9 protein-coding genes are annotated in these 12463 nt (G+C 48.4%); 5 read left to right on the forward strand and 4 right to left on the reverse strand.

Annotation, left to right across the window (positions count from 1 at the left end):
* Nucleotides 1-53 precede the first annotated feature (53 nt).
* Nucleotides 54-1055: a BMP family lipoprotein gene (locus HNR75_RS08130; RefSeq protein ID WP_188026483.1), complete on the reverse strand. Its 1002-nt coding sequence runs from the start codon at nucleotides 1053-1055 to the stop codon at nucleotides 54-56.
* 201 nt (nucleotides 1056-1256) lie between these two features.
* On the opposite strand from HNR75_RS08130, the gene HNR75_RS08135 reads away from it, so the two are divergent.
* The 3 genes from HNR75_RS08135 (at nucleotide 1257) to HNR75_RS08145 (ending at nucleotide 5664) form a co-directional block, all read left to right on the forward strand.
* Nucleotides 1257-2978: a sensor histidine kinase gene (locus HNR75_RS08135; protein WP_188026484.1), complete on the forward strand. Its 1722-nt coding sequence runs from the start codon at nucleotides 1257-1259 to the stop codon at nucleotides 2976-2978.
* The gene (gene btsR, locus HNR75_RS08140; RefSeq protein WP_188026485.1) at nucleotides 2966-3682 is read left to right on the forward strand and encodes a two-component system response regulator BtsR; all 717 of its coding nucleotides are present in this window, start codon (nucleotides 2966-2968) and stop codon (nucleotides 3680-3682) included. Before HNR75_RS08135 ends, btsR begins: the two co-directional genes overlap by 13 nt.
* Before the next feature lie 161 nt (nucleotides 3683-3843).
* Nucleotides 3844-5664 (forward strand): carbon starvation CstA family protein, encoded by a 1821-nt coding sequence (locus HNR75_RS08145; protein ID WP_188026486.1) that lies wholly within the window; start codon nucleotides 3844-3846, stop codon nucleotides 5662-5664.
* 69 nt (nucleotides 5665-5733) lie between these two features.
* Here HNR75_RS08145 and HNR75_RS08150 read toward each other — a convergent pair whose 3' ends face one another.
* Complete coding sequence (locus tag HNR75_RS08150) at nucleotides 5734-6930, reverse strand: acetate kinase (protein WP_343043268.1); 1197 nt, start codon at nucleotides 6928-6930, stop codon at nucleotides 5734-5736.
* Between the two features lie 524 nt (nucleotides 6931-7454).
* Entirely contained in the window at nucleotides 7455-8054 is a 600-nt protein-coding gene (locus HNR75_RS08155) for an HAD family hydrolase (RefSeq protein ID WP_188026488.1), read from the reverse strand.
* A gap of 251 nt (nucleotides 8055-8305) precedes the next feature.
* On the opposite strand from HNR75_RS08155, the gene serA reads away from it, so the two are divergent.
* Nucleotides 8306-9538: a phosphoglycerate dehydrogenase gene (serA, locus tag HNR75_RS08160; protein ID WP_188026489.1), complete on the forward strand. Its 1233-nt coding sequence runs from the start codon at nucleotides 8306-8308 to the stop codon at nucleotides 9536-9538.
* A 299-nt stretch (nucleotides 9539-9837) separates the two neighbouring features.
* Nucleotides 9838-11049 (forward strand): aldose 1-epimerase family protein, encoded by a 1212-nt coding sequence (locus tag HNR75_RS08165; protein ID WP_188026490.1) that lies wholly within the window; start codon nucleotides 9838-9840, stop codon nucleotides 11047-11049.
* Nucleotides 11050-11118: 69 nt separating this feature from the next.
* Here HNR75_RS08165 and aroA read toward each other — a convergent pair whose 3' ends face one another.
* Complete coding sequence (gene aroA / locus HNR75_RS08170; protein WP_188026491.1) at nucleotides 11119-12402, reverse strand: 3-phosphoshikimate 1-carboxyvinyltransferase; 1284 nt, start codon at nucleotides 12400-12402, stop codon at nucleotides 11119-11121.
* Nucleotides 12403-12463 lie beyond the last annotated feature (61 nt).

Consider the following 12463-nt stretch of genomic DNA (forward strand, 5'->3'; position numbering starts at 1 on the left):
AATACACAAAACCGGCCCCTGTGAGCCGGTTTCATGAGTTTCACAGATAGAAATCAGTATTTGCAGGTGTTATCAGTCATGTAGTCATGAATCTGAATTTTGCCCGCAATAATATCTTTCCGGATCTCTTCCATTTTAGCTTTCATTTCTGGTGTGATCAGTTTTGCATTGTTTTCATCCTGCGCCCAATCCACCCCGTTTTCTGCCAGACCCAGGGCTTTTACCCCACCTTTCCATTTACCCTGAGCCGCATCATCCCAGCTCTGGAAGGACGCCAGTCCCACACTTTTCACCATGGAGGTCAGCATTGTGCCCGGATGCAGGTGGTTCTGGTTTGAATCCACGCCGATTGCCAGCTTGCCGGCATCTTTCGCAGCCTGATATACGCCCAGACCGGTACCACCAGCGGCAGCATAAACAACATCAGCGCCTTTGGAGAACTGGGTTTTCGCCAGTTCCGCACCTTTAGCCGGGTCAGCGAATGCCGCTGGCGTAGAACCGGTCATATTCTGGAACACTTCTGCTTTAGGGTTGATATATTTTGCACCCTGCTCATAGCCACATTCAAATTTGCGGATCAGCGGGATATCCATCCCACCCACGAAACCGACTTTGCCGGTTTTGGAGGCCTGCGCTGCCAGAGCACCAACCAGGAAGGAGCCTTCATGCTCTTTAAAAACAACAGACTGGACATTTGGTTTATCAACGACCGCATCAATAATCGTAAATTGAATATCCGGAAACTCGGCAGCCACTTTTTCAACGGAAGATGAAAAATTGAAACCAACCGCGACAATAGGACTGAAACCTCGGCTGGCCAGACGACGCAGACCCTGTTCACGCTGTGCTTCGTTCTGCGGCTCGAATTCTTTAACCGTAATATTTTTGACCTTTTTGTACTCTTCAACGCCATCACGGAAAACCGCTTCGCTAAATGATTTGTCAAATTTGCCCGCGGTATCATAAATAACAGCTGGCTCAGCAGCTTTGGCATGAGCGCTTAATGAAGTCAGTGTAAACGTCGCTATCGCTGCCATTTTCAGAATATTATTCATTTTTTTATCCTTTCAAAGGTAATCTGGCCTGAGCCCGGAGAAAAGCACAGTATATAAGTCTATGAAACGCCGCATTCTGGTCAAGTTTTTTACCGTAAAACTTGCGCTCTCAATGATTTATTGCATAAAAATGAGCTGGTGCAAGGTCAGCAGCCATGTCACCTCCTAAAATGAGACAAACCAATCGGGGTCCATATCATCATGAGTCTTCAGCAAATCACGCTTATTGTGTCGCTTTTGCAGCAGATGTGCGTCTATGTCGTCATTGTTTATCTGCTCAGTAAAACGCCTCTTTTCCAGCTGCTGACACAGGTGACGATCAGATTACCCAATAAAATCCTCTGTTATCTGATCTTTTCCGCTTTTTGCATTATGGGGACCTATTTCGGCCTCCGCATTGACAACTCGATTGCCAATACACGCGCAACCGGCGCTGTGCTGGGCGGTATTGTCGGTGGCCCGATGGTTGGTTTTATGGTCGGTCTGACAGGCGGAATCCATCGTTACAGTCTAGGTGGTTTTACTTCTTTTGCCTGCATGGTATCAACTATTGCGGAAGGTGTGTTGGGCGGATTGGTGCATCGTTACTATCTGAGACAACGACGTCCGGAGCAGTTATTTAATCCCTGGATCGTCTTCTCTACCGCTTTAGTCGCCGAATGCCTGCAGATGGGAATTATCCTGCTACTGGCACGCCCTTTTGATCAGGCATGGCATCTGGTGCAAAACATCGCATTACCGATGATGCTGGCCAACAGTTTTGGCGCGGCGATCCTGATGCAGATGTTGCTGGACCGACGAGCCATGTATGAAAAGTATTCCGTCGCTTTTTCCGCCCGCGCCCTGAAAATCGCCGAACGCTCCATGGGGATTCTGAACAAGGGCTTTAATCAGGAAAACTGCAGCCAGCTTGCCCGGATACTACTGGAAGAAACGAATGTCGGAGCGGTTGCGCTGACCGATCGGGAAAAACTGCTCGCCTTTATTGGTATTGGTGAAGACCATCACTTGCCCGGTTCACCGATTACTTCTTCGCATACACTCAGGGCGATAGCCAACAATGAAGTGGTTTACGCCGACGGTAACCTGATCCGTTATCACTGTACCCTCGATCCGCGCTGCAAACTCGGTTCCACACTGGTGATCCCGCTGCGGGGTGAAGATAACCAGGTCATCGGCACCATCAAACTCTATGAACCGAAGCGAAAACTGTTCTCCTCGCTGAACCGGACACTGGGTGAAGGCGTGGCAAGACTGCTTTCCACCCAGATCCTGGCCGGGAAATATTCCGCACAAAGTGAACTGTTAGCTCGTTCGGAAATAAAACTACTGCATGCGCAGGTTAATCCGCATTTCCTGTTTAACGCATTAAATACGCTGGCTTCCGTTATCCGCACCGATCCGGAGAAAGCCCGGCAGTTAGTCCAGCACCTGTCGCTGTTTTTCCGTAAAAATTTACGCCGGGAAGCGGAAGAAGTGACTCTGAAAGAGGAGCTGGAACACGTAAACAGTTATTTACAGATAGAACTGGCCCGGTTTCCTGATCGGCTAAAAGTCAATTTAGAGATTGATGAATCACTGCTGCAGCAAAAATTGCCGGCGTTCTCACTGCAACCAATCGTGGAAAATGCGATAAAGCACGGTATATCTCACGCTATGGATGGTGGAACAGTGTCGATCAAAGGACAACCGTACGCTGATCACTGGCAACTGCTGGTCGAAGATGATGCCGGTTTATTTGATGCCCCTGCGCAGCCGGAGAAAAGCGAGAGTAGTAATGGCCTGGGCATGAATCTGGTTGATCGCCGCATTAAAGCACATTACGGGGAACAGTATGGCGTACAGGTTAAATGTCAGCCGGAAGTATTAACCCAGGTCATCATTGAATTACCGTTTTCAGAGGTTCAGCCATGTTGCGCGTGATGATCGTTGATGATGAATTACCTGCCAGAGAGGAATTACGCAGTATTCTTGCAGACTATGATGGTCTGGAGATCATAGGAGAATGCAGTAATGCGCTGGAAGCAATTCCGGCTATTCATAAATTACATCCGGATGTCGTCTTTCTGGATATCCAGATGCCTCGAATCAGCGGGCTGGAAATGGTGAGCATGCTGGATCCCGAGCAAATTCCTGCGATTGTCTTTGTTACCGCTTACGATGAATTTGCGCTGAAAGCGTTTGAGGAAAATGCGTTTGACTATTTGCTGAAACCCATTGAACCAGCCCGGCTGGAGAAGACGCTGCACCGGTTACGCAAAGAGCTGCCCCCCCAATCCTATCAACCACTGACTGAACTGGCGCCGTTGCGCTCTATTCCCTGCTGTGGTCATAACCGGATTTTTTTAGTGCCACTGACGGAAGTGGAATATATTCACAGTGATCTGGCCGGCGTGCATGTCTGCAGTGCCAAACAGGCCGGCGTCACCCAGCTGACCATGCGTACGCTGGAAGAGAAAACACCATTCCTGCGCTGTCACCGGCAGTACATGATTAATCCGGATCAGGTGGCGGAAATTCAGTTACTGGAAAACGGCAGTGCCGAAGTCATTACCCGTGCACAGCAACGGATCCCAGTCAGCCGCCGTTATCTGAAACCGCTTAAACAGAGTCTGAACATTCCTTAAATACATAAAAACCACTCCCCGGCGAATTAAAACCGCTTAAATACGTCATACAACCGCTCACCTGATTAGAAATGTGATTCCTGAAATGAGTCTCCTAAAGTGAACCTGTACCGCCAGAAAGGATCTGGCGTCAGTTTCCACTTAAATCAGGAGTAACACACATGACGCATGCAATTACATTTGTCATCAGTGCACTGTGTATTCTTGCCATCTGCTATCGGTTCTACGGTATTTTCTTCGTGCGTAAAGTACTGCAGGCTGATGACAGTCAGGTCACGCCTTCTCATGCGTTATCTGATGGCAAAAATTACGTGCCAACCAACCGTTGGGTTAACTTCGGTCAGCATTTTGCTGCTATCGCGGCTGCCGGCCCGCTAGTTGGTCCGGTTCTGGCCGCCCAGTATGGCTACCTGCCCAGCTTCCTCTGGCTGCTGATAGGCTGTGTCATTGGCGGTGCGGTGCATGATACGGTTGTGCTGTTTGCCTCAATGAAATATCAGGGTAAATCCCTCTCTGAAGTTGCCAAAGCCGAGCTTGGTCCGGTAGCCGGCTGGTGTACTGGTCTGGCGATGCTGTTCATCATCACCATTACTATGGCGGGTTTGTCTATGGTGGTTGTGCATGCGCTGGAACGTAACCCATGGGGTACTTTCGCGGTATTCATGACGATTCCGATTTCCATGGTGGTTGGCCTGTATCACAAATATACCGGTGATCTGAAAAACTCATCCATCGTTGGTTTTATTGCCGTGCTGGCCTGTGTGTTCTTCGGCCCGTATATTCAGGGCACCGTGTTCGGTGACTGGCTGACCCTGCACGAAACCACCATCAGTCTGGCACTGCCAATCTATGCCTTCTTCGCGACCGCCCTGCCAGTCTGGTTACTGCTGACTCCTCGCGGCTACATTTCTTCTTTCATGAAGATTGGTGTATTCGGTGCGCTGGTGATCGGTGTGGTATTCATCAACCCCGAAATCAAGTTCCCTGCTCTGACTCAGTTCATTCACGGCGGTGGTCCTGTTCTGGGTGGCCCGGTATGGCCATTTATTTCTATCACCATCGCTTGCGGTGCCATCTCAGGTTTCCATGCCTTCATCGGTTCAGGTACTACACCGAAACTGGTCGACAAATGGAGTGACATCCTGCCTGTCGCATTTGGCGCCATGCTGGCGGAATGTGTGGTTGGTGTGATGGCGCTGATCGCTGCTACTGCCTTACATCCTGCAGATTATTTTGCCATCAACTCATCTCCGGCTGCCTTTGCAACGCTGGGCATGAACGTGATTGATTTGCCGCAACTGTCTCAGGAAATTGGTCTGGACCTGTATGGCCGTACCGGCGGTGCCGTTACTCTGGCTGTTGGTATGTCTTATATCTTCACCAAAGTCAGCTGGTTCAGCAGCCTGGCCTCTTACTTCTTCCAGTTCGTAGTTATGTTTGAAGCCGTGTTCATCCTGACTGCGGTTGACTCAGGTACTCGTGTGTCACGCTATCTGATCCAGGACTTCTTCGGTGAATTCTATGCGCCACTGAAACGTCTGGACTGGTTGCCAGGTGCTATCGGCGCGAGCGTACTGGCTTGTGTGATGTGGGGCTACCTGCTGATGTCCGGTGATATCGGCTCAGTCTGGGCACTGTTCGGGGTTTCTAACCAGCTGATGGCTTCTGTGGGCCTGATCATCGGTACAACCATCATCCTGCGACTGTCCCAGAAACGTCGTTACGCCCTGACCTGTCTGATCCCACTGGCCTATCTGTTCGTGACAGTGCAATACGCCGGTTACTGGATGATCAAAAATGTTTACTTCAATCCGGTTGCCAAAGGTTACAACATCTTCAACGGCTGTATTTCCATCATCATGCTGGCATTGGGCATCATCATCCTGATCTCTGCCATGCGTAAATGGAAAGAATTGCTGGCAAAACCTGCATCGCAACGCGCACAGGAAGCTATCGAATCAGCGGCTGAACAAGCTGGTTAAGATAGAGATTCCAGATAGCAAAACGGCCCTTAACGGGCCGTTTTTTATATCCGTCAAAACTGACAGAAATTATTTGGCGAACTCAGCCGCGCCTTGTGCAATCACCAGCTCTTCGTTAGTAGGGATAACGAACGCTTTAGTGCTGCCAGCTTTGGTGATCAGGCCTGAATTGCCGAAACGAGCTGCTGCGTTACCAGCTTCGTCTTCAACAAAACCGAAGCCTTCCAGCAACTTCAGTACCGCACTGCGCATTGGCATGGAGTTTTCACCGATACCACCGGTGAAGATCAGTGCGTCTACTTTGCCTACGGCAACGTAGTAAGAAACGATATATTTCGCCAGACGGTAGCAGTAGATATCAAATGCCTGCTGGCACTGCTCATCACCCTGCTCCAGACCTTCGATAACACCACGGAAATCGCTGGTTTTACCAGACAGACCCAACAGACCTGATTTTTTGTTCAGGGTGTTGCGTACATCTTCAACAGAGTAGCCCAGTGTGTCGATCAGGAAGAACACGATGGATGGATCGATATCACCACAACGGGTACCCATCACGATACCTTCCAGCGGAGTCAGACCCATACTGGTATCAACACATTTACCATTTTTGATTGCGCTGACAGAACCACCATTACCCAGATGTGCAGTAATGATATTGGTTTCTGACATCGGTTTACCCAGCAGTTTCGCCGCTTCGGTAGTCACATAATAATGGCTGGTACCATGTGCGCCATAGCGACGGATCGCGTGTTCTTTGTACAGCTCGTTCGGGAGCGGATACATGAACGCTTTAGCTGGCATGGTCTGATGGAAAGCGGTATCAAAAATAGCGACGTGAGGAAGTTCGGAGAAGAGACGGCGGGCTGCTGCAATACCTAACAAGTGAGCCGGGTTATGCAATGGTGCCAGAGGGATGCACTGTTCAATGCCTTTTACCACTTCGTCAGTGATCAATGTTGGATGAGTGAACAACTCACCGCCATGAACCACACGGTGACCTACTGCGATGAAAGATTTCATCAGCTCTGGTTTACCTTCAAGAATATGCTCTTCAAGATAAGTCAGTGCTGCAGTGTGATCCGCGCCGGAGGCCAGACTATCTTTCCGCTTCTCGCCATCACCGAAACGCCAGCTGATCTGAGCTTCCGGTAAACCTAACGCTTCCGCAAGACCACTCAGGTATTGCTCACCAGTCACTGGATCGACAATAGCAAATTTAAGAGATGAACTACCGCAGTTCACAACCAGAACGGTTGGATTGATTGTTACTTCCATTCTTTCCTCGCATGGCTTAAGACACTCTGTGTCCAAGCAGTTCAAGGTCAGGGCGAACGAATATTGGATTAAACGCTCGGCGATGGCCTATTTGTATAGGTAACGTCTAAAAACCGGCTCAACGACTTATTCTTCATAAGTTTCAGCTTTTAGATGCAGCCTGTATTACTGTCTGAACAACTCAGACAACCATTACTGCAAGGCAATCATAATTTATGCCAACCCACAAAAACGGACCCATTTATCATCTGTTCACCCCAAAACCGCAGTGGTATGGCGTTACAGGCTGACAGTCTGACAGTCTGTTTGTGCGCCGTTTGTAACAAACGACACATTCAAAAACAGGGTGTCACGTTCTTGTGGTTATCAGCACAATAAATTGGTAATACCAATTACTGATTGGCTTGCAGGGCTATTCTCCCTCATTCCAACCCATCAGTCACCTGTTTAAATAAGATTTAAATTAACGTTAATACTGTTAAATGATTTAGATCATTTTTCTGTATCAGCCGCTATTCTGCCCATGAAATGTACTTTCTTAATTCAGTTGTCATCTGAGTTACAGACTGAAAGTGAATGCCTTTGATTCCCAGATTTTCTGCAACCTGAACGTTAATCAGCGAGTCATCGATGAAGATGCAATCAGAATTGGTCAGACCATTATTTTTTAGCAGATATTCGAATATCGCCGGATCCGGTTTAACCAGTTGCACTTCGGCAGAAATCACTCTGGCATCAAACTCATTCCAGAATGGTGCAGTCGCAGCAAGATATGCTGCAGATTCATGCCCCATATTGGAGAGAGCATAAAGACTAAACCCAGCCTGCCGGAGTTGTTGTAGTACAGCGATATTTTCAGGGATAGGAGTCAATGAAGCAGGAACAGAACGATAAATGGCAGTCACGATATCCTCATCAATATCGGTACGCTCTACAGCACGGGCGATGACATCCGGAATTGAAAGACACCCCTTATCCACCTCCTGCCAGTCAGAATGAGCAAACAAATGCTCCGCGACCCGGACTGCCCCCGGCGCGTTAATCACTGAACGCACGATATTGACCGGATCCCATCTGACCAGCACATTTCCGATATCAAAAATAATATTCATAACCACCCTCATCTGTAATTCCGGTAACAATATGAACATACAGTCAGACTGTCCATCAGTTATTCAGTATCCGGTTTTTTATTACGGTATATTTTTTGCTTAATCTTGAATCTCTCTGATGCATATTGGTATAGCGCATTAGTCATATAGAAAATTTGTATTACGTTAAGGCAATCTTCCTTGGCGCAGACTCCCCTTTTTTGTTAATTTACTACGCAATCCAATGACGTTGCGTAAAAGGGAGCGCAGACATGACCAAATATTCTCTCGACAAGGACAAGATCAAGGTTTTACTGCTGGAAGGTGTGCATCCGAACTCAGTAGATAACTTCAAATCTGCTGGTTACACCAATGTGGAATATGTGAAAGGTTCACTGGAAGAAGAAGCGCTGATCGAAAAAATCCGCGACGTGCATTTCATTGGTATCCGCTCCCGTACTCACCTGACTGAAAAAGTTCTCGACGCAGCGCAAAAACTGGTTGCCATCGGTTGCTTCTGTATCGGCACCAACCAGGTTGATCTGGCAGCAGCTGAAAAACGCGGTATTCCTGTATTCAACGCGCCATTCTCAAATACCCGCAGCGTAGCTGAACTGGTATTGGGTGAAATCCTGCTGTTATTACGCGGTATTCCGCACAAAAACGCCGGCGCTCACCGTGGCGATTGGGACAAGAGCGCAACCAATTCCGTTGAAGCCCGTGGTAAAAAACTGGGTATCGTGGGTTACGGTCATATCGGTAGCCAGCTGAGTGTTATCGCTGAAAGCATCGGTATGAAAGTTTATTACTACGATATCGAAAACAAACTTTCCATGGGTAACGCTATTCAGGTCGCGACACTGGATGAGCTGCTGGCTCAGTCTGACGTGATCACGCTGCATGTTCCGGAAACGCCATCCACCAAAGACATGTTCGGCGAAGAACAGTTCGCGAAGATGAAAGCCAACTCCATTTTCATCAACGCTGCCCGTGGTACCGTTGTTAAAATCGACGACCTGGCTGCAGCACTGGAAAGCGGTCATATTGCCGGCGCCGCTATTGACGTATTCCCGGTTGAACCAAAAGCGAATGGCGAGAAATTTGTTTCTCCGCTGCAGAAGTTTGACAACGTGATCCTGACTCCGCACATCGGTGGTTCTACTCAGGAAGCACAGGAAAACATCGGTATCGAAGTTTCCAGCAAACTGATCAAGTACTCCGATAACGGTTCAACCCTGACTGCAGTGAATTTCCCTGAAGTATCACTGCCAGAAGTGAATCGTAAAACCAGCCGTCTGCTGCACATTCACCGCAACCAACCTGGTATTCTGAACAAGATCAACCAGGCATTCGCTGATGAAGGCATCAATATTGCTGGCCAGTTCCTGCAAACCAATGCAAACATCGGCTACGTTGTGATCGAAGTTGAGACAGAGCACAGTGATGTTGCTCTGGCGCGTCTGAAAGAAATCGACGGCACACTGAAAGCACGTATCCTGTTTTAAGCGTATTCTGTTCTAAGACAAAAAAGTTATCTTATCCAACCCGGCTATATGCCGGGTTTTTTCTGCCCGATAGATTTTCCCACCCCCGAGAAAAAAACGAAAAGTCTCATTCAGATCTCAATTAAATTGCAAATGGTCACAATCGGAAATGTGATTCAGCAATCGCAATAAAGCTGAATCAATTCAGCTTTACTTTAAGCGTGATAGCGATCACAAATAAATCTCATATCAGTTATTACCATGTAAGAAGAATCGTTTCAGCAACACAAATGAATCCAATAAACATGGGAATTACTGTTATGAAAAAAACACTGTTGTCCTTGAGTATTTCTGCATTACTCCTCTCTCCTGCTGTTTTCGCCAAGGACTTCATCCTGACCGATGTTGCCGACAATACCGAAGTCGCCAACTGGAAAGTCACCAGTGATGAGCTGGGTCTGAAAGATGCTCCGGCCTTTACTGTGACCAAAAAGACATTGCACGGTGGAAAACAGGAAGGCAGCACCCTGATCACCATTGATGCCAAGGATCTGCAGGTATCCCTGATCCCAACCCGCGGTATGGATATTTATGAAATCAAAAGCGGCGATGTCCGTTATGGCTGGAAATCCCCGGTGGATGAAATCGTCAATCCAGCCTATATGAATCTGGAAATGCGTAATGGTCTGGGCTGGCTGGACGGATTTAACGAGATGATGGTTCGCTGTGGTTATGAATGGACCGGCCATCCTGGCGAAGAAAATGGCAAACTGATGAGTCTGCATGGCCGCGCCGGCAATACGCCAGCCTCCAAAGTGACTGTCAGTATTGACGAGACCGCACCTTACGCGATTCATGTTAAAGGCCTGGTGAAAGAGAATACCTTCAAGCTGAGTGCGCTGGAAACATGGACACAACTCACTGTTGTTCCTGGTCAGAAATCGGTGAAAGTACATGATGAACTGACAAATAACAGCGACTATGACCGCGATTACCAGATCATCTACCACAGCAATTTCGGCGCACCTGTCCTGGAAGAAGGGGCCAAGTTTGTTGCGCCAGTGAAAGAAATCTCTCCGTTTAATGACTATGCGAAAAAAGGTCTGCAAGACTGGCAAACCTATCTGGGGCCAACCAAGGGCTATGATGAGATGGTCTTTAATCTGATCCCCTATGCCGATAAAGATGGGATGACAACCGCTATGCTGCATAACAAGGCTGCCGATAAGGGTATTGCCATCAGTTATGATACTAAACAACTGCCAGCCCTGACCTTGTGGAAAAACACGGATACCCTGAAACAGGGTTATGTCACCGGCATTGAGCCAGGCACCAGCTACGCTTATCCGCGTCAGATTGAACGTGAACAAGGTCGTGTAAAAACACTGCCGCCACTGGGCCGTCAGGCATTTGATCTGGAATATCGTGTCATGACGACAACGGAAGAAGTTTCTTCTGTTCAGAAAGAAATCGACACGATCACCGCCGATCAGAAAACCAAAGTAACAACCAAACCGATAGCAAAAGAATAATTTGCCGGGATGAAGTAAGAAAAAAGCCGGTGTTTCATCACCGGCTTTTTATTGATCCGAATACCAGAATCAGCGTTTAGAAATAGACGCGAACTTGGTGAAATAATCCGGGAAGGTTTTAGAGGTACAGTCCGGATCATTAATGGTGACTGGAGTATCACTCAGAGCCACCAGCGAGAAGCACATTGCGATACGGTGATCATTGTAGGTATCGATGGCTGCATGTTTCAGTTGCGCCGGTGGCGTGATTTCGATGAAATCATGCCCTTCCACTACTTCGGCACCCACTTTACGCAGTTCGGTAGCCATCGCCGTCAGACGGTCGGTTTCCTTGACGCGCCAGTTATAGATGTTGCGAATCGCCGTTTTACCGTTGGCAAACAATGCCGCTGTGGCAATCGTCATCGCCGCATCCGGGATCTGGTTCATATCCTGATCAACCGCCTGCAATTCACCGACGTTTTCAGCCTCGATATAATCATCACCCCAGGTAATTTTCGCACCCATGTTTTCCAGTACATCGGCAAAACGGATATCGCCCTGGATACTGTCTTTACCAATACCTGTCACGCGGACTTTGCCTTTAATGGCGCCCGCAGCCAGGAAGTAAGAGGCTGAAGAAGCATCGCCTTCCACCAGGAAAGTACCTGGAGAAACATAAGTCTGATTACCACGCACATAGAACACCTGATAATTATCGTGCTCTACGGTGACACCAAACTGTTTCATGATATGCAGGGTGATGTCGATGTAAGGTTTGGATACCAGCTCGCCACGAATACGGATGCGGACATCGCCGGAAGCCAGTGGCGCCGCCATCAGGAACGCAGTCAGGAACTGACTGGAAACGGAACCATCGATAACAACTTCCCCACCCCACAGGCCTTTGCCTTCAATGGTCAGCGGCGGATAGCCATCTTTTTTCAGATAGTGAACATGCGCACCAGCCTGACGCAGCGCATCAACCAGATGCGCGATCGGACGTTCTTCCATCCGGGGCTCGCCAGTCAGCGTAAATTCGCCATTACCAAGACACAACGCGGCACACAGAGGGCGCATTGCAGTACCTGCATTACCCAGGAACAGACTTACCGGCTCGGAAGAAGAAAATGCACGGCCTAATCCATGTACGGTGCATTCGGTCTTGTCCGCGGACAACTCATAGCTTACGCCCAGTGTTTTCAGTGCGTTCAACATATGACGGATATCGTCACTATCCAGCAGGTTAGTTAATCGGGTTGTTCCACGAGCCAGAGCAGCCAGCAATAAAGCACGGTTGGAAACGCTCTTGGATCCAGGCAGGTTAACCGTTCCTTCTACACGCGCAATCGGTTCCAGAGTCAGGGTTTTCATAGTGTTCCTGTTACAACGAAAAATTCTTATTGTTCGGGCAATGAGCAAGGCTCATCGATTC

The sequence above is a fragment of the Tolumonas osonensis genome (assembly GCF_014202415.1).
Classification (GTDB): Bacteria; Pseudomonadota; Gammaproteobacteria; order Enterobacterales; family Aeromonadaceae; genus Tolumonas; species Tolumonas osonensis.

What these genes read in the sequence shown, in the direction of transcription:
- HNR75_RS08130 (WP_188026483.1), bottom strand. Translation starts at nt 1,055, where the DNA reads ATGAATAATATTCTGAAAATGGCAGCGATAGCGACGTTTACACTGACT.
- HNR75_RS08135 (WP_188026484.1), top strand. Translation starts at nt 1,257, where the DNA reads ATGAGTCTTCAGCAAATCACGCTTATTGTGTCGCTTTTGCAGCAGATG.
- btsR (WP_188026485.1), top strand. Translation starts at nt 2,966, where the DNA reads ATGTTGCGCGTGATGATCGTTGATGATGAATTACCTGCCAGAGAGGAA.
- HNR75_RS08145 (WP_188026486.1), top strand. Translation starts at nt 3,844, where the DNA reads ATGACGCATGCAATTACATTTGTCATCAGTGCACTGTGTATTCTTGCC.
- HNR75_RS08155 (WP_188026488.1), bottom strand. Translation starts at nt 8,054, where the DNA reads ATGAATATTATTTTTGATATCGGAAATGTGCTGGTCAGATGGGATCCG.
- serA (WP_188026489.1), top strand. Translation starts at nt 8,306, where the DNA reads ATGACCAAATATTCTCTCGACAAGGACAAGATCAAGGTTTTACTGCTG.
- HNR75_RS08165 (WP_188026490.1), top strand. Translation starts at nt 9,838, where the DNA reads ATGAAAAAAACACTGTTGTCCTTGAGTATTTCTGCATTACTCCTCTCT.
- aroA (WP_188026491.1), bottom strand. Translation starts at nt 12,402, where the DNA reads ATGAAAACCCTGACTCTGGAACCGATTGCGCGTGTAGAAGGAACGGTT.